Origin of the sequence: Janthinobacterium longum (genome assembly GCF_051380735.1) — a bacterium.
GTDB lineage: Bacteria > Pseudomonadota > Gammaproteobacteria > Burkholderiales > Burkholderiaceae_D > Janthinobacterium.
Genome location: NZ_JBNYXQ010000002.1, coordinates 321,916 through 347,818, shown reverse-complemented (window position 1 = coordinate 347,818; position 25,903 = coordinate 321,916). Strand labels below are relative to the sequence as shown.

General features: G+C 61.6%; 22 protein-coding genes and 1 pseudogene. 5 read left to right on the top strand and 18 right to left on the bottom strand.

Translation table 11 applies throughout. From position 1 onward, the window contains the following. Positions 1 to 45: 45 nt before the first annotated feature. The 4 genes and pseudogenes from ACQ4WM_RS09840 to pilM all read right to left on the bottom strand — a co-directional run. Positions 46 to 1,368, bottom strand: a pseudogene (locus ACQ4WM_RS09840) (type IV pilus secretin PilQ); the annotation flags it as partial. A 95-nt stretch (positions 1,369 to 1,463) separates the two neighbouring features. Continuing rightward, positions 1,464 to 2,483, bottom strand: a complete 1,020-nt coding sequence (locus ACQ4WM_RS09835) for a pilus assembly protein PilP (RefSeq protein ID WP_436546488.1) — start codon at positions 2,481 to 2,483, stop codon at positions 1,464 to 1,466. A gap of 2 nt (positions 2,484 to 2,485) precedes the next feature. Continuing rightward, a complete protein-coding gene (locus ACQ4WM_RS09830; RefSeq protein ID WP_436546487.1) occupies positions 2,486 to 3,043 on the bottom strand; it encodes a PilN domain-containing protein in 558 nt (185 codons plus the stop codon). Between the two features lie 29 nt (positions 3,044 to 3,072). Further along, complete coding sequence (gene pilM / locus ACQ4WM_RS09825; protein WP_436546486.1) at positions 3,073 to 3,681, bottom strand: type IV pilus biogenesis protein PilM; 609 nt, start codon at positions 3,679 to 3,681, stop codon at positions 3,073 to 3,075. A 269-nt stretch (positions 3,682 to 3,950) separates the two neighbouring features. Here pilM and ACQ4WM_RS09820 point away from each other — a divergent pair, with 269 nt between their 5' ends. Next, positions 3,951 to 6,296 (top strand): penicillin-binding protein 1A, encoded by a 2,346-nt coding sequence (locus ACQ4WM_RS09820; protein ID WP_436546485.1) that lies wholly within the window; start codon positions 3,951 to 3,953, stop codon positions 6,294 to 6,296. Positions 6,297 to 6,350: 54 nt separating this feature from the next. Here the strand turns inward: ACQ4WM_RS09820 and cyaY are convergent, their stop codons facing one another. Next, a complete protein-coding gene (gene cyaY, locus ACQ4WM_RS09815) occupies positions 6,351 to 6,680 on the bottom strand; it encodes an iron donor protein CyaY (protein WP_436546484.1) in 330 nt (109 codons plus the stop codon). Between the two features lie 40 nt (positions 6,681 to 6,720). Between cyaY and lptM the strand changes: the two genes are divergently transcribed. After that, entirely contained in the window at positions 6,721 to 6,903 is a 183-nt protein-coding gene (lptM, locus tag ACQ4WM_RS09810) for an LPS translocon maturation chaperone LptM (RefSeq protein ID WP_436546483.1), read from the top strand. A gap of 7 nt (positions 6,904 to 6,910) precedes the next feature. Here the strand turns inward: lptM and msrQ are convergent, their stop codons facing one another. The 5 genes from msrQ to ACQ4WM_RS09785 form a co-directional block, all read right to left on the bottom strand. After that, entirely contained in the window at positions 6,911 to 7,543 is a 633-nt protein-coding gene (gene msrQ / locus ACQ4WM_RS09805; protein ID WP_436546482.1) for a protein-methionine-sulfoxide reductase heme-binding subunit MsrQ, read from the bottom strand. Positions 7,544 to 7,555: 12 nt separating this feature from the next. Further along, positions 7,556 to 8,533, bottom strand: a complete 978-nt coding sequence (msrP, locus tag ACQ4WM_RS09800) for a protein-methionine-sulfoxide reductase catalytic subunit MsrP (RefSeq protein WP_436546481.1) — start codon at positions 8,531 to 8,533, stop codon at positions 7,556 to 7,558. Positions 8,534 to 8,715: 182 nt separating this feature from the next. Next, positions 8,716 to 9,867 (bottom strand): c-type cytochrome biogenesis protein CcsB, encoded by a 1,152-nt coding sequence (gene ccsB / locus ACQ4WM_RS09795; protein ID WP_436546480.1) that lies wholly within the window; start codon positions 9,865 to 9,867, stop codon positions 8,716 to 8,718. A 46-nt stretch (positions 9,868 to 9,913) separates the two neighbouring features. Further along, positions 9,914 to 12,019, bottom strand: coding sequence for a cytochrome c biogenesis protein ResB (locus ACQ4WM_RS09790; RefSeq protein ID WP_436546479.1), 2,106 nt, complete (start codon positions 12,017 to 12,019; stop codon positions 9,914 to 9,916). 171 nt (positions 12,020 to 12,190) lie between these two features. Beyond that, positions 12,191 to 12,862, bottom strand: coding sequence for a c-type cytochrome (locus tag ACQ4WM_RS09785; RefSeq protein WP_436546478.1), 672 nt, complete (start codon positions 12,860 to 12,862; stop codon positions 12,191 to 12,193). On the opposite strand from ACQ4WM_RS09785, the gene ACQ4WM_RS09780 reads away from it, so the two are divergent. Both ACQ4WM_RS09780 and yihA read left to right on the top strand, forming a co-directional pair. After that, entirely contained in the window at positions 12,828 to 13,088 is a 261-nt protein-coding gene (locus ACQ4WM_RS09780; protein ID WP_436546680.1) for a hypothetical protein, read from the top strand. The genes ACQ4WM_RS09785 and ACQ4WM_RS09780 overlap by 35 nt on opposite strands. Continuing rightward, complete coding sequence (gene yihA / locus ACQ4WM_RS09775; RefSeq protein ID WP_436546477.1) at positions 13,048 to 13,791, top strand: ribosome biogenesis GTP-binding protein YihA/YsxC; 744 nt, start codon at positions 13,048 to 13,050, stop codon at positions 13,789 to 13,791. Before ACQ4WM_RS09780 ends, yihA begins: the two co-directional genes overlap by 41 nt. Positions 13,792 to 13,869: 78 nt before the next feature. Here the strand turns inward: yihA and ACQ4WM_RS09770 are convergent, their stop codons facing one another. The 5 genes from ACQ4WM_RS09770 to ACQ4WM_RS09750 form a co-directional block, all read right to left on the bottom strand. Further along, a complete protein-coding gene (locus tag ACQ4WM_RS09770; protein ID WP_436546476.1) occupies positions 13,870 to 14,799 on the bottom strand; it encodes a hypothetical protein in 930 nt (309 codons plus the stop codon). Positions 14,800 to 15,030: 231 nt separating this feature from the next. Beyond that, entirely contained in the window at positions 15,031 to 18,129 is a 3,099-nt protein-coding gene (locus ACQ4WM_RS09765) for an efflux RND transporter permease subunit (RefSeq protein WP_436546475.1), read from the bottom strand. After that, positions 18,126 to 19,301 (bottom strand): efflux RND transporter periplasmic adaptor subunit, encoded by a 1,176-nt coding sequence (locus ACQ4WM_RS09760; RefSeq protein ID WP_436546474.1) that lies wholly within the window; start codon positions 19,299 to 19,301, stop codon positions 18,126 to 18,128. The genes ACQ4WM_RS09765 and ACQ4WM_RS09760 overlap by 4 nt, the downstream gene beginning before the upstream one ends. Before the next feature lie 97 nt (positions 19,302 to 19,398). Beyond that, complete coding sequence (locus ACQ4WM_RS09755; protein WP_436546473.1) at positions 19,399 to 20,754, bottom strand: ATP-binding protein; 1,356 nt, start codon at positions 20,752 to 20,754, stop codon at positions 19,399 to 19,401. Further along, positions 20,751 to 21,479, bottom strand: a complete 729-nt coding sequence (locus ACQ4WM_RS09750) for a response regulator (protein ID WP_436546472.1) — start codon at positions 21,477 to 21,479, stop codon at positions 20,751 to 20,753. Before ACQ4WM_RS09750 ends, ACQ4WM_RS09755 begins: the two co-directional genes overlap by 4 nt. Before the next feature lie 187 nt (positions 21,480 to 21,666). On the opposite strand from ACQ4WM_RS09750, the gene ACQ4WM_RS09745 reads away from it, so the two are divergent. Continuing rightward, entirely contained in the window at positions 21,667 to 22,209 is a 543-nt protein-coding gene (locus ACQ4WM_RS09745; RefSeq protein WP_436546471.1) for a Spy/CpxP family protein refolding chaperone, read from the top strand. A gap of 67 nt (positions 22,210 to 22,276) precedes the next feature. Here the strand turns inward: ACQ4WM_RS09745 and dsbD are convergent, their stop codons facing one another. The 3 genes from dsbD to ACQ4WM_RS09730 all read right to left on the bottom strand — a co-directional run bounded on the left by dsbD (position 22,277) and on the right by ACQ4WM_RS09730 (position 25,897). Then, complete coding sequence (dsbD, locus tag ACQ4WM_RS09740) at positions 22,277 to 24,226, bottom strand: protein-disulfide reductase DsbD (RefSeq protein WP_436546470.1); 1,950 nt, start codon at positions 24,224 to 24,226, stop codon at positions 22,277 to 22,279. 146 nt (positions 24,227 to 24,372) lie between these two features. Beyond that, positions 24,373 to 24,765: a 50S ribosomal protein L17 gene (gene rplQ, locus ACQ4WM_RS09735; RefSeq protein WP_094442960.1), complete on the bottom strand. Its 393-nt coding sequence runs from the start codon at positions 24,763 to 24,765 to the stop codon at positions 24,373 to 24,375. A gap of 154 nt (positions 24,766 to 24,919) precedes the next feature. Then, complete coding sequence (locus ACQ4WM_RS09730; RefSeq protein WP_008444343.1) at positions 24,920 to 25,897, bottom strand: DNA-directed RNA polymerase subunit alpha; 978 nt, start codon at positions 25,895 to 25,897, stop codon at positions 24,920 to 24,922. Between the last annotated feature and the right edge of the window lie 6 nt (positions 25,898 to 25,903).

Here is a 25,903-nt window from a genome sequence, read left to right as displayed (position 1 = left end):
AATCCGCTTTCGTCAGCATTGTTACTTAAACGTAAAGATGTGACATTAACGTGTTGAGGGCCTCTCTGCCACTATTTTCGGCGTAATAAACACCATCAGCTCGGTTTTTTCTTGACTGCGGCCCGTACTGCGGAAAAAAACACCGAGCAGCGGGATGTCGCCCAGCAGCGGCACCTTGCTTTGCGTGCCCCGTTCCGACTGCTGATAAATGCCGCCCAGCACCACCGTGCCGCCATCTTCCACCATCACCTGCGTCTTGACGTGCTTGGTGTCGATGGCGAAGCCCGAGCGCGTTTCCTGGCCGACGCTGTCCTTGTTGACGTCCACTTCCAGCACCACGTTGCCGTCAGGCGTGATCTGGGGCGTCACTTCCAGGCGCAAATTGGCCTTGCGAAAGGTGATCGAGGTGGCGCCGCTGCTGGTGGCCACCTGGTACGGCAATTCGATGCCCTGCTCGATCAGCGCCAGCACCTTGTCGGCCGTTACCACGCGCGGGCTGGAAATGATCTTGCCCTTGCCGTCCGCTTCCAGCGCCGACAGTTCCAGGTTCAGGAAGCGGTTGGCGGCGGCCGAAAACAGGCTCAAGGCAAAGCTGGCCGGCGCCAGACCGTTGATGCTGGCGGCAGGCAGGTTGACCAATTGCGTGTTCGGCACATACGCGCCGGCGCCCGCCACCGCCTGCCCGGTCGCCTCGCCCACGCCCTCGTAGGTGCCGCCAACGGTGGCGCGCCGGCCGCCGCCGATGGCAAAGCCGGGCTGGCCGCCTTGCGCCAGGCGCAGGTCGGCAAAGCCCAGGCGTGCGCCCAGGTTGCGGCTGAAGCTGTCGTTGGCCTCGACAATGCGCGCCTCGATCAGCACCTGCCGGGTTGCCACGTCGGTCCTGGCGATCAACAGGCGGATCTGTTCCAGGCGCGCCGGCACGTCGCTGACAAACAACTGGTTGGTACGCGGCTCGATCAGCACGCTGCCCCGGCGCGACAGCAGGCGGCTGCGCCCTTCCCCTGCATCCAGGCCAAACACGGTGCGAAACGATTCGGCCTTCTGGTAGTTCAGCTGGAACACGGCCGACTGCAGCGGTTCGAGTTCGGCGATCTGGGCACGCTGTTCCAGTTCCAGCTTTTCGCGCGCCAGGATTTCCTCGCGCGGCGCGATCCACAGCACATTGCCATTGCGCCGCAGGTCCAGTCCCTTCGCCTGCAGCACCACGTCGAGCGCCTGGTCCCACGGCAGTTCGCGCAGGCGCAAGGTGATATTACCGGCCACGCTGTCGCTGGCGATGATGTTCTGCCCGGAGGCGTCGGCCAGCATGTGCAGCGCCGCGCGCACCGAGACGTTCTGGAAGTCGATGGAAATGGGTTCGCCCACATACAGGCGCGGTGCAGGCACAGGCTGCGCCTGCACGTCCTGCGCGCCGCCACCGGTGGGCAAGGCCAGCGCAATCATCAAGCACCAGGCGTGTGCCTTCATTTGTCCGCCTCCTTTGCTGCAGCGCCCGCCACCTGCAGGGCCAGGCTGCCGCGCCGCTCGCGCCAGGCGCCGCCGGCGTCCTGCGCCAGTTCACGGTAAGCGATGGCTTGCTCGGAAATCGCCGTCACCAGGCCATGGTCCGGCCCCAGGTACTGGCCTGCCGCCACCCGGTACAGGCGCCCGTTTGCCTGCAGCAAGGCGTCGAGGCGGCCGCGCTGGCGCAGGCTGCCGACCATCGCCATGCCGGCCAGGGCCACGCTTTCCAGCGGTTCACGCACGCGGCGCGGATCGGGTGCGGCCACGCCGGCGGTGGCTGGCCGTTCCCTGCCGGCAGCGCCAAACGGATCGGGCAAGTCGCTGGCGTTGTAGTTGCGTGGAACGAAGGGAGCGAACGACCCCGGCTGCGGTGCCGCCCGGGCAGGCTTGCTGGCCGGCTTCCTGTTAACCATTGCCTGCTGCTCCTGCGCATCGGGCAAGCGATAGGCGCGCAGCACGGCGTCCAGGGTCGGCGGCCCGTCCTTGCCGGCGCTGACGGCCAAGCCATGCACGGTCACGATGCGCGGCAAGCCGGCCAGGTCGGCCATGAAAGCGCCGATGGCGTGGTAGCCGCCGCGCACCCTGACAGTGATCGGCATGGCCACGTAATGCGCTTGCGGCACCGCCACACCCGGCTTGAACAACTCGAACTGCAGGCCGCGCGCCAGGCCAGCCTGGTTGATAGCAGACAGCAAGGCGGCCATCTCTTGCTGGCGCGGCAATTGCTGCTCCAGACTGGCCAGCGTGGCGGCTGCCTCGCTTCGTCGCGCGCGCAGCCGTGGCAATTGGCCGGCCCTGGCTTGCGCCTGGCTGTAAGCGGCACGCAGCGCCTCGGTTTGCGCCTGTGCCGCCTGCCAGCGCGCCACCAGCTCGCCCAGCTGCGCCAGCCAGGCCGACGCCAGCAACAAGGCCGCCAGCAACGCCGCGCAAGCCAGGCGCATGTAGCGTGGCCACAACGCCATCTGTTTCAGGCTGAACATGGTCAGTCTCCCGGTGACAAGCTGGGCGGCAAGGCCCAGTGCACGCTCAATTCCACCGCACCACCAGACATGGGCACCGGCGTGCGCACTTCCTGCAATTGCGGCGTGGAACCCGGCAAGGCTTGCGCCAGCGCCAGCAACAACGCCGAGACCGCCTGCTGCGACGGCGCCCTGCCCGCCAGCACCAGGCGCGAACCATCCTGGCGCAGGCTGTGCAGGATGACGCCTGCGGGCACGGCGCGGGCAAGTGCGTCAAGCACGATCACGGCATCATTGCGCTGCGCCTGCAACAGATGGACTGCCTGCCGGCGCGCGGCCAGCACGGCCGTTTCGCGCTGCGCCAGTTGCGCGGCCGCAATCGCGCCATCGTGCTCATGCATGGCCGCCTGCCAGTGCGCCTGCTGCCGCGTTTGCTTATTAATGGCGATACCGAGGGCAAGACCGGCCATCAAGGCCAGCGCCGCACCCAGCAGCACGCCACCGGCCAACTGGCGTAACAGTTGGCGCTCACGCTGGCGGCGCGCTGCCGGCCGGTGCGGCAACAGGTTTATAAATACCATCGCCGGCGCATTGGCACTCGCGTACGCATTCATCGGGCAAACCCGTGCAGGGCCAGGCCCCAGGCCAGCTGGAACGCCGTACCATCGGGCATGGCTTGCCAGCCGCCATGAGCCATGCCTGCCTGCAAGGCCAGCGCCTCGCTATCCATGATCACGACCTCCAGGCCAGCCTTTGCCGCCGCCTCGAGCCGGCGCTGCACCTCTGAACGCCGTGCCACCACCAGCAGCACGTCAAGTTCGCCACTGTCCTGATCGCGCCCCATGACGCAAAAGTCGAGGCAGGCTTCTTCCACGCTGAACGGCATGTATTGCGCCGCCTCCAGTTCTACCAGGATTTCCAGCTGCTCGTCCGGCAAACCGGCCGGCAAGCGCACCGTCTGCGTGATCAGGCTGCTGATGGGCATGGCCAGCGCCACCTGTGAACAGCGGCTGCCGCTGGCCTGGCAAGCCTGGCGCAGCAGGCTGGCCAGCGCATCGATATCATCGACATTGCCTTCAAACATCACGCCGGGCGGCAAGGCCGCCATGCCGCTATGCCAGTGTTGCAAGGCGCCGCGCCGCCGCCCGAGTTCGACCACGCGCACGGCGTCGTCGCCGATATCGATGCCCAGCAAACCGGGTTTATTCAAGGAAAACATGGTGGCTCCCATTCCAGCGCCTGCCAAAATGCTAGTCCTGGCCGTGCCCGGATGACAACCACTTTTCCGCCTGCGTCTGCGGCACAGTACGCCTATCTGCCTGGAAGCTGATCTGGCGCAGGGCAATTGTTACCAAATCCTTGTTGCCAGCCAGCACAGACACGCTTATATAGAGTACCGACAAGAGTTCCGCAGCCCGCCTGGCGCGCCGCCCCCTCGGCAAGCTCGCTTATAATTGCCCGCATAATTAACTGAAAGACATAACGCGCATGACATCTTCCACCTCCGCTGGCAACGCTGGCCCGAAGCCGCCCAAGAAGGGCGGCAAACCCAAACGCTTTTTGCTGATGGCCCTGGTAACACTGGTGGGGGTGGGCGTGGGCGGCGTCTTGCTGGTGGTGTTCGGCCTGGCGATGGCGTACCCGAACCTGCCGGCGCTCGACACCCTGACCGATTACCGGCCGAAGATGCCGCTACGCATCTTTACCAGCGACGGCGTGCTGATCGGCGAGTTTGGCGAAGAGCGGCGCAATATGGTGCACATCAAGGACATTCCCGATGTCATGAAGAAAGCTGTGCTGGCCATCGAGGATGACCGCTTCTATGAGCACGGCGGCGTCGACTACCTGGGCATCACGCGTGCGGCCTTGCACAACCTGACGGGCGGCGCCAAGCAAGGTGCCTCGACCATCACGCAGCAGGTGGCGCGCAATTTCTTCCTGTCCAGCGAGCAGACCCTGAAGCGCAAGGCCTATGAAGTGCTGCTGGCCTGGAAGATCGAGAAAAACCTCAGCAAGGACCAGATCCTGGAAGTCTATATGAACCAGATCTACCTGGGCCAGCGCGCCTATGGCTTTGCCTCGGCCGCGCAAATCTATTTCGGCAAGAATATCCGCGACCTGACCGTGGCCGAAGCGGCCATGCTGGCCGGCCTGCCTAAAGCACCATCGGCCTACAATCCGGTGGTCAATCCGAAACGCGCCCGCCTGCGCCAGCAATACATCCTGCAGCGCATGGCGCAGCTGGGCTACATCACGCCGGCCCAGTTCGAGGAAGCCAAGCATGAAGAGCTGAAGGTCAAGACCGACAGCAGTGCCTTTGGCGTGCATGCCGAATATGTGTCGGAAATGGCGCGCCAGCTGGTCTACGAGCAATTCAAGGAAGACACCTACACGCGCGGCCTGAACGTCTACACGACGATTACCAAGGCCGACCAGGACGCCGCCTATATCGCCCTGCGCAAGGGCGTGATGGACTACGAAAAACGCCATGGCTACCGTGGCCCGGAAGCGTATATCGAGATTCCGAATACCAAGGCCGAAGCGGACGATGCGATCGAAACGGAACTGGCCGACCACCCTGACAGCGACGACATCATTGGCGCCATGGTGCTGCAGGCTTCGCCCAAATCCTTGCAGGCGGTCACCTCGGCCGGCGAGGAAATCAGCATCACCGGCCCGGGCCTGACTTTTGGCGCGGCCTGGCTGTCGGAAAAAGCGGCGCCAAACCGCCGCATCCGCCGCGGCGCCGTGATCCGCGTCATGCGCGAAGGCGACGGCTGGGTGCTGACGCAGATGCCGGAAGTGCAGTCGGCGTTTGTTTCGGCCAGCACCACCGACGGGGCGATTCGCGCCATGGTGGGCGGCTTCGATTACAACCGCAACAAGTTCAACCACGTGACGCAGGCGTGGCGCCAGCCCGGTTCGGCCTTCAAGCCCTTCATCTATTCTGCCTCGCTGGAACGGGGCCTGTCGCCGGCCACCATCATCAATGACGCGCCGATCTCGTTCGACGCCGGCCAGACGGGTGGCCAGGCGTGGGAACCGAAGAACTACGACAGCAAATACGACGGTCCGATGACGATGCGCAAGGGCTTGATGAAATCGAAAAACATGATTTCGATCCGCATCCTGCACAAGATCGGCGCCAAGTACGGCCAGGAATACGCGACGCGCTTCGGCTTCGACGCCGACAAGAACCCGCCCTACCTGACCCTGGCGCTGGGCGCGGGCAACGTCACGCCGCTGCAGATGGCGGGCGCCTACGCCGTGTTTGCCAATGGCGGCTACAAGATCAACCCCTACCTGATCGCCAAGGTGACTGACAGCGACGGCAAGGTCTTGTCGGAAGCGAACCCCGACAAGGCGGGCGAAGACCGCAACCGCGTGATCGACGAGCGCAATGCCTTCATGATGAACAGCATGCTCAACGACGTGGTGCGCTTCGGCACGGCCACCAAGGCGATGTCCCTGAAGCGCCCTGACCTGGCCGGCAAAACGGGCACCACCAACGATTCGATCGACGCCTGGTTTGCAGGTTACCAGGCCAAGCTGGTGGGCATCGCCTGGATCGGCTACGACCAGCCGCGCAACCTGGGCAACCGCGAAACGGGCGGCGGCCTGGCCTTGCCGATCTGGATCAACTACATGGCGAAAGCCCTGAAAGGCATCCCGGTCGAGGAACGCGCGGTACCGGATGGCCTGATCCGTGTCGGCGACGAGTACTACTATGCGGAAAATCCGCCGGGTACGGGCGTGGGCAGCCTGGAAGGCGCGGCGCGCGGCACGCCGGAAGAAGAAAAAGCCAAGGAAGCCGTGAAGAACGAGTTGTTCTAAAACTAAAGGGCAGACTGCACAGTCTGCCCTTTTTTTATATACCGCTAACGGCGATTACTTCAATACCACCGTCGCGCCGGCCTGCTCGCTTGCCATGCCGGACAAGGCCGCGAAAAGCTCCGAACCGTCACGCGTATTGATCCACTCGTCACCGACGCGCTTGTAGTGGAAACCGCCGGAACGGGCCGCCACCCACATTTCACGCATGGGCGCCTGGCTGTTGACGATGATTTTGCTGCCGTTGTCGATAAACTCGATTTCCAGCACATTGCCGCTGCGGCTGCATTCGACGTCGAGCACGTCTTCATCGTTCAGCCGGTCCAGCGCTGCCGCGATCTGGGTCAGGGTGGCTTCGGCCTGGGCCAGGAATTCCGATTCGCTCATGCTACACTCCAAATATCTTAATCAAACCGTGATTCTAATCGTGAAGTCATACTCAGCGTTTTATATCGGCATTGCCATTGTGGTCTCCAGCGTTTTGGCCGGCTGCGGCCAGCCCGGCGCCCTGTACCTGCCCAAGCCGCCAGCGGCCAAGCCGGCGCCCGCCAAGGGCCCGCTCGAACCGGCCCCGGTACCACCGCCACCGGTAATCGTGCCGGTGACCTGAGCCCCGGCTACTGGCGCACCAGTTCCGCGTTTTGCACCCGCTTGCTCCAGGCGAAATAGACGCGAATTAACAACAGCAGCGCGACGATGCTGCCAAACAGGATGGGCTGGGCAAAGTTGTTCTTGCCCGCCTTCATCCACCAGTAGTGCAAAATACCCAGCGGTGCGATCAGATACACCAGCCGGTGCAACCACTGCCAGCGCTTGCCGCCCAGGCGCTTGACCATGCCGTTGCTACTGGTCACGGCCAGCGGTATCAACAACACGAAGGCGATAAAGCCGACCGTGATGAAAGGCCGTTTCAGCACATCCTTCCACATTTCCGCCAGATCAAAGAAGTGGTCGAACCACAGGAAAGTGGTGAAGTGCAAGGTGGCATAGAAAAACGCAAACAGTCCCAGCATACGGCGCAGCTTGATCAGCCAGTTCCACTGCGTAAGGCGGCGCAAGGGCGTGACGCCCAGGCCGATGCACAGGAAGTACAAAGTCCAGTCGCCGGTGCCGCGCGTGATGAATTCCAGCGGCTCGACCAGCTGGCCGGTATACGTCAGCCACACCATGCGGCCGAGCGGCAGCAGCGCCAGCACGAAAATGACGGCCTTGATCAGCGACAGTTGCCGCGGCGCGGGATGAGAAGCCATGCTGTACTTTCGTTAAAAGAACTTCTTCAGGTCCATGCCCGCGTACAGCGAAGCCACGTCGTTGTAACCGTTGTACATCAGGGTCTTGCGCTTGCGCGCCAGGAAACTATCTTCGCCGATGCGGCGCTCGCTGGCCTGCGACCAGCGCGGATGGTCAACGTTCGGGTTCACGTTCGAGTAAAAACCGTATTCGGACGGCGCCGACAAGTTCCACGAGGTGCGTGGCTGTTCCTTGACGAAGCGGATCTTGACGATGGACTTGGCCGATTTGAAGCCATATTTCCACGGCAGCACCATGCGCACCGGTGCGCCATTCTGGTTCGGCAGGGTTTCGCCATACATGCCCAAGGTCAACAGCGCCAGCGGATGATTCGCTTCATCGATGCGCAGGCCTTCGGTGTACGGCCACTGCAGCACGCGGCTGCCCACGCCTGGCATCTGCTTGTTGTCGGCCAGCGAAATGAATTCCACGTATTTGGCGTTGCCGGTCGGCTCGACCTTCTTGATGATCTCGGAAAACGAGTAGCCGACCCACGGGATCACCATCGACCAGCCTTCCACGCAGCGCAGCCGGTACACCCGCTCTTCGAGTGGCGCCAGCTTGAGCAGTGCATCGAGGTCGAGCGTCATCGGCTTCTTGACTTCGCCTTCGATGGTGACCGTCCATGGCCGCGTGCGCAAGGTGCCCGCGTTTTGCGCCGGATCGCTCTTGTCGGTGCCGAACTCGTAGAAATTATTGTAAGTGGTGGCGTCTTTATACGCCGTCTGCTTGTCCAGCCCGGAATAGGCGGGATTGAGTTTGGCAGCCAGCTTGGGATGGGTGCCCTGCGCGAACGCTTCGCGGTTCATCATTTCCAGCAGGGCCGCGCTGGAGACGGCGCCGATGGCCGCCTGCTTGATAAAGCTGCGGCGCGCTTCGAATACGGCGCGCGGCGTGATTTCGGATGAGAACGGCAATTCAATACCGTTGGGACTGCGCTTGATCAACATGGCGGCTCCGGAAAAGTGGTGATTGTATGTACCTTACACCAGTTTCCGAAGCCATTCATGACGGTTGCGTCATCTACCTGAAGTGCTCGAAAAAAGTTCAGGGCAAGGCGCTTTGCCGCAGGCAGTACGACTGTACGACCAGGCAAAGCAACGCCGCCATGGGCTTTTTCTCGTGCACTTCTTTAAAGTTTGCCGTAAGAATGCAGGCCAGAGAGGAACATATTAACGCCCAGGAAAGCAAACGTCGTCACCAGCAAGCCCACCAGCGCCCACCAGGCGGCGACACGGCCGCGCAAGCCCGTCATCAGGCGCATGTGCAGCCAGGCCGCATAGTTGAGCCAGACGATCAGGGCCCAGGTCTCCTTCGGATCCCACGACCAGTAGCCCCCCCACGCTTCGGCCGCCCACAGCGCCCCGAGGATGGTCGCTACCGTGAAGAAAGCGAAGCCGACCGAAATCGCCTTGTACATCACGTCATCGAGCACTTCCAGCGACGGCAGGCGGTCGACCAGGTAGCCGCTCGATTTGAGCAGGTAGGCCGAGGCGACCATGGCCGACAGCGAAAAGGTGCCGTAGCCGATAAAGTTGGCCGGCACATGGATCTTCATCCACCAGCTTTGCAGGGCTGGCACCAGCGGCTGGATATCGGCCGCGTCGCGCGTGACGGTGTACCACAGCAAAAACACCACGGCGGCGGAGATCACCAGCATGACAAAGGCGCCCAGCTGGCGCGTCGCATAGTGCTGCTCGTAGTACAGATAGAACATGGCCGTGATCAAGGAGAACAGGATGAACACTTCATACAGGTTCGACACGGGAATATGGCCGACGTCGGCGCCGATCAGGTACGATTCATACCAGCGCACCAGCATGCCGGTCAGGCCTAGCACCACGCCGGCCCAGCACAGCAGAGAACCGACCGAGGAACCGAAATCCGAGCGTGCCACCAGGCCGATCCAGTAGAACAGGGTCGACAGCACGAACAAGGTACCCATCCACAGAATCGCGGACTGGCTGGACAACATATACTTCAGGAAGAATTTCTGGTTTGCCATGTCCAGCTGGCCATTGTAGAGTTCGATGGCGAACAGCGACAGCACGGCGGCCAGCGGAATCAGCCAGCGCACCGGCTTCCAGTACCAGCCCAGCCAGGCAAAGGTGGGCGCCGCCGCCAGCAAAATGGCTTTTTCATAGATGTCCATGAAGGCGCCGAAGTGCACCAGGCCATACAGCGAAGCGGCCAGCAGGCCGGCGCCGTACAGCCAGTCAACCAGGCTCAGGCGCTTGAAAAAACCCGCATCCTGCGTGTAAATCTGTTTATTTGCCAATTCCATGTTTTTCTCCATTGCCTGCACGGCGTGACGCCAGCTCAGGCGCAGCTTACGCCGATTGCGGCAATTTTGCCTTCAGGTTCTCAAATTCTTTTTCAAAGTCCAGCGTCTTGCGCTGGGTGCTCATGGCCATCAGCGCGCTGCTGTCGCCGGGGTTGTTGGCGTCATCCTTGATCCATACCCACACGCGGCGCTCGCGGATATAAAACATGGAAAACACGCCGATCACCAGGAACAGGCAACCCAGGTAGACCACGCCCTTGCCCGGCGAGCGCGTCACTTGCAGCACGGAAGCCTTGATTTCGGTAAATTCGTCGAGCTGCAAATACACCGGTGCGCCGTAGAAAAAGCTGTCGGACAGGGCATTGGTCGCCAGTTGCAGGAAACGGCCATGCTTTTCATCGGCTTCGATCGGCGGCAGGCCGCCCTTGGCGCGCGCCGCCTGCCACAAGTCCCACAGGCTGCCGTTGAGGATCTTCATGAAGATATCGGCTGCCTTTTCCTGCTCGGCCTTGGGGACTTTTTCCAGGAAGCGCGAAATCGCCAGGAAGCCGCCGTCTTGCCCATTGCCGGCAAAGATGGCCAGGCTTTTCGCGGCCGATTCCTGCAGCTGGCCGCGCAGCGCCTGCGCGCTGGCGCTCGGCATGGCGCGCTCGGCATAGCGGGCGGCGGCCTGCTCGCGCAATTCCGGGTCCTGCAGCGCGGCGCGCAAGCGCATCCATTCCTTCACCGTGTAATTGTCATCGGCCGGAATGCGCAGGTAGCTGAAGGCATCGCTGGGGTTGACGCGCATGCCGGCCAGGAAGACCAACGCGCCGTCGACCGTTACCGGCTGCATGTAGTTCTGGTACTCGCGCGCTTGGCCGGTCTTGTCGCGCAGTTTGTAGAGCACGCTCGGGCCGACGTTTTTCAGGTCCTTGTTATTGGCGTTCTTGGCGGCCGAACCCAGGCGCTTGTCGAGGCCGACGGCGAATTTCTCATTAAAACTCTCAGCTTTGCTGACGGCGCGCACATCCTGGCCGGAACTCATGTTTTCCACGTTGAAGGGACGGAAACCCGACCATTCGACGCTGTACGAATTGCCATCGCTGCGTTCAAGCGGCGTGCTGCCGCCCACTTCGCCGCCGATATCGAAACGTTTGTCCGTCTTGCCGGCCATCGGAAAACCGGTGAGCTTGAGCTTGCTGCCGCCATCTTCAAAGCTGGACTGGTACAGGGCCAGGCCTTTGTACAGCAGCGGCTGGTTGACCTTGATGGTGGCAGGAAAACTCTTGCCCGTTTCATGGTTGGTGACCACCACGTCGCTGGCGAACAGCTTGGGCATGCCGGTGCTGTAGAAATCGATATGGAATTTTTTCAGCAAGATGGTGATCGGCAAGTCCTGGATCAGCACGCCATCGGCTTGCGGAATGATGGCGGTGCTGCTGCTCGACCCCTCCGGGATCATGGTATTGCCGCGGAAAGTGGGGTTAGACAGGCTCAAGCGATGCTGGGCGGGAATCTCGGCAATCACGCCGCTGCCCGCAAACGGGGTCTTGCCGAAGAACCATTGTTGCACCCTGATCGGCATTTCCGAGTCCAGCAAGCCGCCCACGCAGATAATCACGATGGCGCCGTGGGCAAAGATATAGCCCCATTTGTTGGCCGCGCCGCGCTTGGCCGCCACCAGCGTGGCGTTGTCCTTTTCCACGATCCTGGCCTGGTAGCCGGCGTCTTTCAGGCGCATCACCATCTGCTGCGCCACGGCGGTGCGCGGCAGCGGCACCAGCCATTCGGCCTTGTGGTGGAAATTGCGCAGTGACTGCTCACGCACGGTTTCGCGCCAGCTGCGCATGTCCTTGAGCATCTTCGGCGCGTTGCGCACGATGCACAGCGAGGTCGAGGCGACCAGGAAACCCATGATCAGCAAAAACCACCAGGCCGAATAGACCGAATACAGGCTCAGCTTGTCGAACACGGAAAACCAGAACGGACCGAACTGGTTGATGTAATTGGGCATCGGCTCGTTCTGCTTGAGCACGGTGCCGATCACGGACGAGACAGCAATCAGGGTCAGCAAGCTGATGGCAAAGCGCATCGACGAGATCAGCTCGACGAATTCGGCCAGGCTGCGGCGCTGCGTTTTGAGTTCGATTCCGGTGGTGCTGGTACTCATGCGTTGTTACTCATACAAAATGGCAATCTAAAAAACGGGAAGGGTTTCGTCTGTGCAAGGCGGCAGCATACCGCAGATCAGACAGCGCCATAAAAAAAGGGCAGCCCCTTGCCATGGCCGCCCTTTTTCATCCGCACCGCAGTGCCCGGCAAAGGATTGCCGCTATGGAATTTACTTGAGACCGGCGATGTAATCTGCGACGGCCGCGATTTCATCATCCGACAGGCGCGCGGCGATCGTGTGCATCTGCTCGCTGTTCTTGCGCGCATCGGCCTTGGTGCTGCGGAACTGGGTCAGCTGGGCAATCGTGTAATCCTGGTGCTGGCCGGCGATGCGCGGATACTGCACGGGGATGCCATTGCCCGCCGCGCCATGACAGCTGGCACAGGCCGCGACTTGTTTCGCCGCAATACCACCACGGTAGATCTTCTTGCCCAGCTCGATGGTGTCCTTGTTCTTGGCCGCGCCCGGCTTGGCCACCTGCACGCCCAGGTAGGCGGCGACGTTTTTCTTGTCAGCATCGCTGAGCATCTTGGCGTAGGTCGACATCACGGCGTTGTTACGCTGTGGCGTGGTGAAGTCGACCAGCTGCTTGTACAGATAGTTTTCGTGCTGACCGGCCAGCCTGGGATTGGCCGCGATGGTCGAATTGCCGGCCGCACCATGGCAGGAAACGCAGGCGGGCAAGCCGCGTGCGGCGTCGCCATCGGCGTACAGGGTGGCGCCCTTGCTGGCATCGGCTTTGACGGCGGTCTGCGGTGCTTCAGCGGCCGACACAGTTGCCGAAACAGCCAGCAAAGCGAGCAACATGGATTTGAACAACGGTGAAAATGCACGATTCATTCAGGCACCCTGGGACAGTGAGAAATTAGTGGTGGACATTGCCGCGCCCTGGGATTTTTGCATTATTTTCAGGGCCGCAAGCCGCATCGCTGCTACGCCGGCAACAATTAACAACTCCTTATTGTACAATAGCTTCTTGGCGTTATTGCTCTCTTATCGCTCCCTTTTCTTGCATTACTACTCCCATGTCAAAACTCTGGCAAGCCCGTTTCTTTACGACCGTTAACCAACTGCGCGACCTGCCCGATACCTCGGTGCCGGAAATCGCTTTTGCCGGTCGCTCCAATGCCGGTAAGTCGACCGCCATCAATATTTTGTGCAATCAGAAAGGCCTGGCGTTCGCCTCCAAAACGCCTGGCCGTACCCAGCATATCAACTATTTCTCGATCGGCGGCGCCCATGTGGGCCAGCACCGCAAGGATGCCACCATCGTCGAAGAGATCGAATGCCTGCTGGTCGACTTGCCCGGTTATGGCTATGCGGAAGTATCGGGCTCGGCCAAACTGCACTGGCAGCGTTTGCTGGGCGATTATGTGCAGCGCCGTGAACAACTGGCCGGCCTGGTGCTGATCATGGACTCGCGCCGCCCGTTTACGGATCTCGACATCCAGATGCTGGAATGGTTCGCGCCGACCGGCAAGCCGATCCACTGCATCCTGACCAAGGTCGACAAGCTGAACCGCAATGAGTCGGTCAACGCCCTGCGCCAGGCCAAGGCCAAGCTCGACAGCTATGTCGACGAAGACGGCGTCGGCTTCCCGTTCACGGTGCAGCTGTTCTCGGCCCTGAAACGGGTCGGCATCGAAGAAGCCAATGACAAGATCATGGAACTGGCCGGCATCAGCGAAGACGGCGCCGCCGAGATGGTGGAACTGATCGAGATGGAAGACGACGTCGAACCGGAAACGGGTAGCGACAAGCCGGCCTGATCTTCAACCCGGCACGGCACGTAAAAAAGGCGGCTCACTTTTCGTGAGCCGCCTTTTTTCATGGCCAGAGCCTGGTGCTTAACGCCGCCCCGGCCCTGGCCGTTTTTCGGAAAAGAATTCCTGGCGCAGGAACGCCGTCAGCTCGGCCGTATCCTCGACGCGGGCGCTGAGGTTGACGTTGCGGCCCAGGCGGCGCGATTCCCATACGAAGTCGCCCGGCTTTTCGGCACGGATCAGCTGGATCATCTTCTTGATGATGGCCGATTCGATATCGGGTTCGTTGCCGATCTCAACTTTTTCCTGCTTCAGCCAGTTGCGCTTGAAGTTGCCGTTCCAGCCCTTGAACTTGACCTCCGCGCTGAACGAGGTCTGGTTGACGATGGAAAACACGCCACCCGAATCGTCGTTGTCGCTGCCCGAGTTGCGGCCCTGGGCGCGCGCGATATTGGCCTTGGCCACGCGCATGGCGCGGTCGTTTTCGCTCTCCTCGGCCGGCGGCGCCGGTTGCTGTGCCTGGCGCTGCTGGCGTCGCTGCTCGATCATGGCGCTCATGTCTTCGGCCGGAGGCGGCGGCAACGGCACTTTCGATACCAGCGGTGGCGTAAAGGTTTCCAGCTTAGGCTTGTCGCGCGGCACGTTTTTCGCCACCACGGGCTTGCTTGCACGCGGTGGCGGCGGTTTCACCTTGGCGACCTTGGTTTCCTTCGGCGTCGGCTTGGGCGTGGGCTTCGGCGTTGGTGTTGGCGTCGGTTTGGGTGCCGGCTTGTCCTTCAGCGGCGAGATATACACCATCGCGCTTTCCTTCTTGGGCGGTGGAATCTTCTCGATGGTCTCCGTGTGCAGCAAGGCATAGGCGGCAATCAGCACGTGCAGCAGGACAGACACGCCCAGTATCACCTTGCGGCGGGTGCTAGTCTTCGCGCCATAGGTCAGTGGCGGCTGGATCAATTGCCCGCAGGTGGGGCAATAGCCGGTATCGGCAGCCATCGGGTGGGTCGTGTCATGCAAAATAAATCGTGCTTTCTTTGTAGCAGTGATCTTACTGGGCAGTCATCTTGCCAGAGCGGCGCGCTTTTGGAAATACTTGCGGCGTCCTTGCCACCCGAAGCGTACAGGATAGCGGCATTCCTTGCAGCCATCAGCAGAGTAGCCGAAACAGCACTTGACGGTTGTTACCGTATGTATCACTCCCATTACGGCGGTGCAACACATGCACCGCCGCCTGGATTGCCTGCTGGTTCAGGCCTTGCTGTCCAGGACCGCCAACTGCTCGTCCGTCATCGGCCCGGTGCCACTGTATTTGTCGAGGAACAGATAGATCACGGGCGTGATAAACAAGGTGATCACTTGCGAAAAGATCAGGCCGCCGACCACGGCCAGGCCCAGCGGCTGGCGCAGTTCGGCGCCCGCGCCCAGGCCCAGCGCAATCGGCAAGGCGCCCATCAGCGCCGCCGCCGAGGTCATCATGATCGGGCGGAAACGCAGGATGCACGCCTGGCGTATGGCGTCAAACGGCGCCAGGCCTTCGTTCCTCTGCGCATGCAGGGCAAAGTCGATCATCATGATGGCGTTTTTCTTGACGATGCCGATCAGCATCAGGATGCCGATAATCGCGATCATGGTCAGGTCCATGCCGAACAGGCGCAAGGTCAACAGTGCACCGACAGCGGCCGACGGCAGGCCGGCCAGGATGGTCAGCGGGTGGATATAGCTTTCATACAGCACACCGAGCAGCACATAGATAACGGCCAGCGCGGCGATGATCAGGATAATCTGGCTGGCCTGCGAATCCTGGAACACAGCCGCGTCGCCGCCGTAGCGCGTGATAATCGACGCTGGCAGGTTCATGGCCGTGCTCATCGCATCGATCTTGCCGGTGGCAACGCCGAGCGGCACGTCCGGTGCCAGATTGAAAGCGATGGTAACGGCCTGCAGCTGGCCCTGGTGGTTGACGGAGGTGGGTCCGATGGTGCGCTCGACCCGGGCAATGCTGGACAATTTGACCAGCTCACCCGTCTTGCTGCGTACCGACACGCGCGTCAGTGCGTCGTCATACTGGCGATCCGGCGTGGCCGCTTCCAGGATCACGTAATAGCTGGCGGCAGACGAATAAATGGTCGACACCTGCCGTTCGCCAAACGCGCTGTACAGGGCAGTGCGAATGTCCGCCATCTGCACGCCCAGCATATTGGCCTTGTCGCGGTCGATTTTCAACGATGCCTGCAAGCCCTTGATCTGCGAATCGCTGGTGACGTCGCGGAAGGCCGGGTCGACGCGCATGCCGGCAAGGAATTTTTCCGCCCAGTCATTGAGGGCGTCGGGGCTGACACTTTGCAGGGTGTACTGGTAGCGGCTCTTGCTCTGGCGCCCGCCCAGCTGCAAGTTCTGCACGGGCCGGAAATACACGGCCATGCCGGGCACGGCGCTGGTTGCGCGGCGCAGGTTTTCCAGCACCACCGGCATTTTCGGCCGCTCGCTGCGCGGCTTGAGCACCATGAACATGCGGCCCGTATTGCCGCCGCCGACAAACGAGGTCACGTCCTGCACGCTGGGGTCCGCCTTGATGACGGCCGCCATGCGCGCCTGCAACGCTTGCATGGCTTCCGACGAGATATCTTCCGACGCTTCCGTATTGACCTGGATCTGCCCCAGATCTTCCTCGGGGAAGAAGCCTTTCGGTATAGTCGCGTACAGCAGCACCGTCAGGCCGAAGGTACAGACGGCGATCAGGAGCACCACGTTGCGGTGCGCCAGCGCCTTGTCGAGCACGAAGACATAACCATTGCGCAGGCGCGTGAAACCGGCTTCGAAGTGGCGGCCGATAAAGGTTTTTTCCTGGGTATGGTCATGGTCTTGAGCGCCGGCCGGCAGGAAGCGGCTGGCCAGCATCGGCACCAGCGTCAGCGAGACAATCGCCGACACCAGGATGGCCAGCGAGACCACCACCGCAAATTCATGGAACAGCAGGCCGATCACGCCCGGCATGAAGAAGATCGGGATAAACACGGCCACCAGCGAGACGGAAATCGAAATGATGGTAAAGCCCATCTCTTTCGCACCCACCAGCGCCGCCTGGATCGGTTTCTTGCCCATTTCGATATGGCGCACGATGTTTTCCAGCACCACGATGGCGTCATCGACCACCAGGCCGACGGCCAGCGTAATGCCCAGCAGCGAGATATTGTCAAGGCTGTAACCGAGCCAGTACAGCAAGGCCAGCGCCCCCAGCAGCGAAATCGGCATGGTGACGGCCGGAATAAAGGTGGCGGCTGCGCGGTGCAGGAACAGGAAGATCACCAGCACCACCAGCACGATCGTGAGCCCCAGGGTCAGGTTGACGTCGTGGATCGCTTCGCGGATCGACAGCGAACGGTCGTTGACCAGGCTGATCTGTATCGACTGCGGCAGTTGTTCCTTGAAACCCGGCAGCAGGCGGCGCACGCCATCGACCACCTGCACCGTATTGGCGTCGGGCTGGCGCTGCACCATCAGACTGATCGAGCGCTCGCCATTGAAGCTGCCGACCGTCTTGATCGATTGAAAACTGTCTTCCACTTCGGCCACGTCTTTCAGGCGCACCGGCTGGCCGTTGCGGCTGGCAACGATCAGTTCGGCAAAATCAGCCGCCTTCATCATCTGCGGATTGCCCTGGATCGTCAGGGTCTGGCTGGGGCCGTCCAGAATGCCCAGCGGCGAATTGGTGTTCGAGGAGCGCAGCGCCGTGGCCAGTTCGTCCATGGTCAGGTCGCGCGCATTCATCAGGTCGGCGCGCGCCCGCACGCGCACGGCAAAGCGCTTCTGGCCGTTGACCACCACCTGCGCCACGCCGGGCAAGGTGGACAAACTTGGTGCGATCAGGTTTTCCGCGTAGTCGTTCAGGTCCGACAAGTTCAGCGATGGCGACGTCAGCTGGATAAACAGCACCGGCGCATCGGCCGGATTGACCTTGCGGTAGGACGGCAAATCCGTCATTTCGGTCGGCAACTGGCGCTGCGCGCGCAGCAGCGCCGCCTGCACGTCGACCGCCGCTTCGTTGACATTGATGCTGGAATCAAATTCCAGGGTCAGCGAGGTGTTGCCCAGGGTACTGGTGGACGTGATCAGGCTCAGGCCCGAGATCGTGGAAAACTGCTTTTCCAGCGGCAAGGCGACCGATGAAGCCATGGTTTCCGGGCTGGCGCCGGCCAGGTCGGCGCTGACGTTGATGACGGGCGTGTTATAGCTCGGCAAGGCCGCCACGGGGATTTGCAGATACGCCAGCACGCCGGCCAGGATGATGGAAAGCGACAGCAGCACCACCATCACGGGGCGGCGTATGCTCAGTTCGGACAGGTTCATGCTGGCTTGCCCGTTGGCGTGGCGTCAGCGGCCGGGGTGGTATCCGGGCGTTTTTCCGCCAGCCTTACCTTGCTGCCCGGACGCAGGTTCTGCTTGCCGTCAACGATCACCTGCTCATCGCCACTCAAGCCGGTCACGACGGCGTTCAGGCCAAACGCATGCACGCGCGTGACCTTGTTCGACTTGGCCGTATTGTCGGCCTGCATGGTATAGACCAGAGTGCCGGCGGTGGTAGTAATAATCGCGTTTTGCGGTATCACCAGCGCGTCTTTCAGGGTTTGCACCGTCATCTGCGTATTGATGTACTGGCCTGGCCACAGATCGGTTTGCGTATTGCCGAAACGCGCCTTGACCTTGATCATGCCCGATGTCGGATCGACGGCATTGTCGATAAAGTTCAGCTTGCCCTGCACCTGCTTGCCGCCGGCGTCCGCCAGCAGCGCCGTGACCGGTACTTCGCCCGCTTTCTGCGCCGACAGCAAGGCCGACAAGCTGCTTTCCGGCAAGGTGAACACGACGTCGATCGGATCGAGCTGGGTAATGCTGGTCAGCGAGGTGGTCGGTTGCACCAGGCTGCCCGGGTACACGCCGATGGCGCCGACCCGGCCGCTCAACGGTGCGCGCAAGACGGTATAGCTGGAATCGACCTGGGCCGCGCGCAAGGCAGCCTGGTCGGCGGCCAGCAAGGCACGCGCCGCATCGAGCTGGCTTTGCAAGGTGTCGACGGCGCCTTGGGCAATGAAGTTCTTGCTGAGCAAATCGGTGCTGCGCTTGAGCTGGCGCTCGAAGTCCTGCACCGATGCGCGGTCACGCAGCACTTGTGCCTGGGCTTTTTCCACGTTCGCGCTTTCGGTACGCGCGTCCAGCGTGAACATCAGCTCGCCCTGCCTGACGAACTGGCCTTCCTTGATATGCACCTTGGCTATCGTGCTGGTGGTTTGCGGATGCAGGTCGACGCTGCTGATCGGCGTCACGCTGCCATTGGCCTGCAGCACGACGGGCACGTCCTGGCGCACGGGCTTGATGACACTGACGGTGGTGGGCGCCTGCCCTCCCCCTTTGGCCGCCGCCCCGCTCTTGGCTTTGTCAGCAGGCTGATGATTGAAATACCAGATGCCGCCACCGATACACAGGGCGGCACCGACCAGGATTGCCAGGCTAGTTTTTTTCATTATTCGTCACGCTGTCGCGGCGCGGATTTGCAGGTTGAATTTAATTGCCCCAAGGCATTAAGGGCGATATTGTCGCATGAAAGCGTCACGGGAAATCTCACTTTCCTGCGTAATATTGTGGCACCACCAGCGTCACTTCCAGTCCGCCGTCCACATGATTGGACAGCAACACCGTGGCGCCATGCTGTTCGGCGATATTGCGCGCTATCGTCAGGCCCAGGCCGGTGCCGCCGGACTCGCGCGAACGCGAGGTTTCGATGCGGTAAAACGGCTCGAACACCTTGGCCTGCTGCTCGGGCGCAATGCCAGGACCGCCATCGCGGATGCGGATGCGCGCCGAGCCACTCAGGCGCTCGACCGTCACATGCGCGTACTGGCCATATTTGACGGCATTGTCGATCAGGTTGACCAGGCAGCGCCGCATGGCGATCGGGCGGCCCATCAGGGCCATGCCGGCATGGCCTTCCAGGGTCACGTTCTGGCCCGCATCGGCGGCGTCCGAACAGACGCTGTCGAGCAGGGAGTCGAGATCGAGCGCCTGCATCGCTTCGGTGCTGTCCATCGAACGGGCCAGGTCCAGCCCTTCCTTGACCATGCTCTGCATGGCCGACAAATCACCGACCAGGCGTTCATGCAGATCCGAGTCGGCCACTTTTTCCAGCCGCAGGCGCAAGCGCGTAAGCGGCGTTTGCAAGTCGTGGGTAATGGCGGCCAGCATCTGCGTGCGCTGCGAGATATGCTGGCGGATGCGCGCCTGCATGGCGTTGAAAGCGGCGCTGGCCTGGCGAATTTCGCTGGCGCCCGTCAGCGCCAGTGGTGGATGGTTGATATCGTTGCCCAGGTCTTTCGCGGCCTGCGCCAGTTGCTTCAAGGGCCGCATGGTCATGCGGGTAACCAGATAGGCCAGGATGGCGATGCTGATCAGGAAAGGCAGCAGGGTCATCCAGTCATTGTGTTCGTTGAAGGCGGGCTGGCGCGGCGGCAGCACCAGCAGGCGCAGCATATGGCCGTCCTGCATGCGCACGTCCAGGCCTTCGCAGGTGCCTTCCCACTGGCGCGGTCCAAACAGGCGGGGCGACTCGATCGGCTTGACGCAGGCGCTCGGGGGCTGGGCCAGCGCGGTCACCTTGAAAGCCCCACCCAGCTTGGCTTGCAATGCGGTGGAAAACTCGGTCGGTGCGCCAGCCGCGTGCTCGGCGTCCGGCCGCGGTTCCAGGCGCACGCTGCCCTTGTTGGCCACCTTCAGATAGGCGTCGCGCGAGGCCAGCGGCACCATGCCGGTCGACATCACCAGTTGCTCGGCGCGCTCGACCGCGTGATAGTCGCGATACTGTTCAAGCGCGCGCTGGCGCTCGCCCACCGCCAGCCACTGCGTCAGCGCGGCCGATGCCACCACGCCGACCAGCAATACCATAAAGACGCGCCCCGTCATCGAGCCGAGAAAGGCCTTCACGCGTGCGGCTCCACATTGACCTGGCCGGCCAGCACATAGCCGCCATTGCGCACGGTCTTGATGATTTGCGGCAAGCGCGCATCTTCACCGAGCTTTTGGCGCAAACGACTGATCTGGATATCGATCGAGCGGTCGAACGGGTCGGCGTCACGCCCTTGCGTCAGGTTCAGCAGCTGGTCACGGTTGAGCACGCGATTGGGGTGTTCGAGGAAAACGCGCAGCAAGCGAAATTCCGCGCCCGACAGCATGATCACCACGCCGGTCGGGTTGAGCAGATGGCGCGCCGTCAGGTCCAGCGTCCAGCCGGAAAATCGGATCTGCTGGGCCTTGTCCGACGGCGCGTTGGATGGCATCGCATGACTGCGGCGCAGCACGCTGCGGATGCGCGCCAGCAGCTCGCGCGGCTCGAATGGTTTCGGCAAATAATCGTCGGCGCCCATTTCCAGGCCGAGGATGCGGTCCAGTGGTTCGTTGCGGGCGGTCAGCATGATCACGGGCACGGTCGATTGCGCGCGCAGCTTGCGGCACAGGGTCAGGCCGTCGTCGCCGGGCAGGTTCAGGTCGAGCACGATCAGGTCGGGCCGGGTTTCGTCCAGCACCTTCCACATGGCCGTGCCATCGGCCGCGCCCAGGGCGCGGTAGGCGTTGGTTTCCAGGTAATCCGCCAGCAGGCTGCGGATATCGCGGTCGTCATCGACGATCAGTATTGTAGAAGTGGTTTCCATGACTGAATTATCCCCACTTCAGGGGGACGTGCACAGCGCATTTGTATCGTCTTGTATATAGACCATGTGACGAAACATACGGATACAAACTGTCGGACAGCGGACACTTGGTAGAAACATGGCGCGCCCACACTGGTTTCATGTGCAGAGACATGCACATGCTCTTTCACTTATAAAAGGAATCCAGATGAACACCTCATTTCACACCGTACGCAAACACCTGGTCATCGCGCTGAGCGTACTCGGCATGGGTGCCGCATCGCTGACCGTCCACGCCCAGCAAGCCCCCGCCGGCGCACCAGCCGCCAGCAGCAACCCGAAAGCCATGCACGATGGTCAGCGCATGCATCGTGGCAACCCGGCCGAACGCATGGCCAAATACCAGGCACGCCTGCATGACAAGCTGAAGCTGACCGCTGCCCAAGAACCGGCCTGGGCCACCTTCACGGCTGCCAACGCGCCGAAAAAGCCAAACGGCGACTGGAAGGCCAAGCGCGAAGCGTTTGCCAAGCTGTCGGCACCAGAGCGCATGGAGCAATGGATCGCCATGTCGAAGGAACGCATCGCCGGCCAGGAAAGCCGTCTGGCGTCATTGAAGACTTTTTATGCCGTGCTGACGCCGGAGCAACAGAAGGTGTTTGATGACAGCGTGCCAGGTGGCAAGCATGGCGGCATGCGTGGCCACCATGGTCCGCGCGGCGGGCATGGGCCACAGCCTAAAGTCGGCTGAATCGGTTGATGTCAAGCAAAAGGCCTGCAATGCAGGCCTTTTCAATATTGACAACGCAAGTGGATGCTTACTTTGCATCAAGCTTTTTCAGGGACGTCAGAAAGGTTTCCGCGTTCTGGAAGCCGATCACACGCGAATGCGGTATCTCCTGGCCTTGTGGATTGAACATGATGATGCCGGGCGGGCCAAACAGCTGGAAGCGTTTCAGCATGGCCTTGTCGTCCGCATCGTTGCTCGTCACGTCGACCTGCAGCAGTACCGACATGCCCATCTTGTCGCGCACGGCTGGTGCCACGAAGGTCAGCTTTTCCATCTCCTTGCACGACACGCACCAGTCGGCGTAAAAATCAAGCAAGGCGGTTTTGCCGTTCAGCTGTGCCAGCGCCTGGTCAAGCTGGGCCACGGTTTTTACGCGTGTAAAGGCATGCGGATGGACCTGGCCGCCGCCCAGGTGGGCCAATGGCGCCAGCGGATCGCGGCCACCACTTGCCGCGCCCACCAGTTGTACCGCACCCAGGATGGCAAATATCAGGCCGAAGGCCTTGGCCACCCAGGCGTTGTTCGAAGAACTTTTACCGACCAGCAGATACATGCCGTAGCCGATAAAGAGCGCCGTCCAGCCCAGCATCTGCACCACACCGGGCAGTACCGGCGACACAAGCCACCAGGCCACGCCCAGCAGCAGCACGCCAAAGAAACGCTTTACGGCGTCCATCCAGGCCCCGGCGCGCGGCAGCAAGGCGCCGGCCGACACCCCCACCAGTATCAAAGGCACGCTCATGCCGACCGCCATTGCAAACAGCGCGCTGCCGCCGATCACCACGTCGCGCGTCTGGCTGATGTACAGCAAGGCGCCGGCCAGCGGCGCGGCCACGCACGGCCCGACGATCAGGGCAGAGATCGCACCCATCACGAACACGCCCGCCAGGCGGCCTGACGATTGCTGGTTCGACACCGTGGTCAGCTTGCCCTGCAAGAAAGCCGGCACCTGCAGCTCATAAAAGCCGAACATCGACAGCGACAGGCCCGCCATCAGCAGCGCAAAGAAACCGAGCACCCACGGGTTTTGCAGCTTGGCCGCCAGGCCTTCGCCGGCCAGGCCAGCCGCCACGCCAAGCGCCGTATAGACGATGGCCATGCCAAGCGCGTAGGTCAGCGACAGCAGCAGGCCGCGCGAGCGGCTGACCTTGCCGCCATCGCCAACGATAATCGACGACAGGATAGGCACCATCGGCAACACGCACGGCGTGAACGCCAGGCCCAGGCCCAGCAGCATGAACAGCGGCACGATCACCAGCAGCTTGCCGCCTTTTAATGCCGATTCGATGCTGCCCATGTCTGTTGCGGCAGGCACAGCGGCAAGAGCGGGAGCACCCACCGGCGCTGGCGGCACCGCGACGGGGTCCGGCGTGCTGGTGATATTAGCCTGTGGAATGCTCATCACGGACACGCCCGGCGACGCCTGCGCCTGCGGGCCGTTGACGGCGGCAGTGTCGACGGCCGGCGCGGCCGGCAGCGCGAATTTCGATACGGCGGCGCCTGGCGCCATGCTCTGGCCACCGGCGCCGGTCAGTTTCGCCGTGGCATCCTGCGGCGCATAGCACAAGCCCTTGTCCGAGCAACCCTGGCCGGTCGATTTGAGCGTGAAGGCGCCATTGGCCTGCACCGGAATGGTAATGGTCAGCGTGTGGCGGAAGGTCTCGACATTCTTCTGGAAAGTTTCATCGAACTTGACCTTGCCCTTCGGGAATACGGGTTCGCCCAGGGTGGCGCCGGTGGCCTCGAACTTGAAGCGCTCATGGTACATATAGTAGCCATCGGCGATAACATAGGTCACCGCGATGGTCGACGGGTCCTGCATGCGGGCGGAAAACTTGAACGCCAATTCGGGGTCGAGGAATTCATCGTCGGCGCGGGCGTGGCCGGCGCTGAACATGGCGATCAACAGCAGCAGGCAGGCGGCAAACCAGATGGATAAGCGAGAAGACGGCGTGGCGCCGGGAGAGAAACGGAACATGACGACCTTTTTGACCATTCGACTGAGAGCCGCGCGGGCATGCGGGACCGGCGCGAAAGCAGAATAGTACACCGCGGCCGAGCTGGCTGCAGCAGAAAGCAAAAAAGCCAGGCTAGGCCTGGCTTTTCCTGAAGCGGTAACCGGGATTACTCGCCAGCTACTTCAACTGCTTCGGTCGTATCTGGACGATCCATCAGTTCAACGAATGCCATAGGAGCATTGTCGCCGACGCGGAAGCCCATTTTCAGGATACGCACATAACCACCGTTACGGTTGGCATAACGCGGGCCCAGTTCAGCGAACAGTTTGACGACCATTTCACGGTCGCGCAGACGGTTGAATGCCAGACGCTTGTTTGCCAGCGTATCGGTTTTGCCGATGGTCAGAATTGGCTCGACAACGCGGCGCAGTTCTTTTGCTTTTGGCAGGGTGGTTTTGATCGCTTCGTGACGCAGCAGCGATACTGTCATGTTGCGCAGCATTGCCAGACGGTGGGAAGAAGTACGATTCAGTTTACGAAGGCCGTGACCGTGACGCATGATAAATCCTTTCGGTAGTGAGTTTAAATCCAGCTCTTCGATCGATGCTGCTTGACGCTGCATCGCGGGCCGGTTTGGACTTTCAAAAATAAAAGCCTGGGACACCTGTCCCAGGCAGTTTGCTGCAATTTTACTGCAATTACTTTTCCACGAATTACTTTTCAAGTCCTGCAGGCGGCCAGTTTTCCAGCTTCATGCCCAAGGTCAGGCCGCGCGATGCCAGCACTTCCTTGATTTCGTTCAGGGACTTGCGGCCCAGGTTCGGCGTCTTCAGCAGCTCGTTTTCCGAACGCTGGATCAGGTCGCCGATGTAGTAGATATTTTCGGCTTTCAGGCAGTTGGCCGAACGCACGGTCAACTCCAGGTCGTCGACTGGACGCAGCAGGATAGGATCGACCAACGGAGCGCGCGATGGTGCTTCTGCGGCGGCTTCCGTGCCTTCCAGGGCGGCGAATACATTCAACTGGTCCACCAGGACGCGGGCCGACTGGCGGATCGCTTCTTCCGGCGAAATCACGCCGTTGGTTTCGATGTTGATGATCAGCTTGTCCAGGTCAGTACGCTGTTCGACACGAGCCGATTCAACGAAGTACGACACGCGGCGCACTGGCGAGAACGAAGCGTCCAGGATGATGCGACCGATGGTCTTGTTGGTGTCTTCCGACAGGCGACGAACGTTACCAGGAACGTAGCCGCGGCCTTTTTCAACCTTGATCTGCATGTCCAGCTTGCCACCGGCGGTCAGGTGGGCGATCACGTGATCAGGGTTGATCAGTTCGACGTCATGCGGCAGGTCGATGTCGGAGGCCAGGATCGCGCCTTCGCCTTCTTTTTTCAGGGTCAGGGTTACCGAATCGCGGTTGTGGACTTTGAAAACCACACCCTTCAAGTTCAGCAACAGATCGACGACGTCTTCTTGCACGCCATCGAGGGAGGAATATTCGTGGACGACGCCGGCGATCGTCACTTCGGTAGGCGCGTAGCCAACCATCGACGACAGCAGAACGCGGCGCAACGCGTTACCCAATGTGTGGCCATAGCCGCGCTCGAACGGTTCCATCACGACTTTGGCGTGACCTGCACCGAGAGCTTCAACATCGATAATACGTGGCTTCAACAAACTGTTTTGCATGAAATG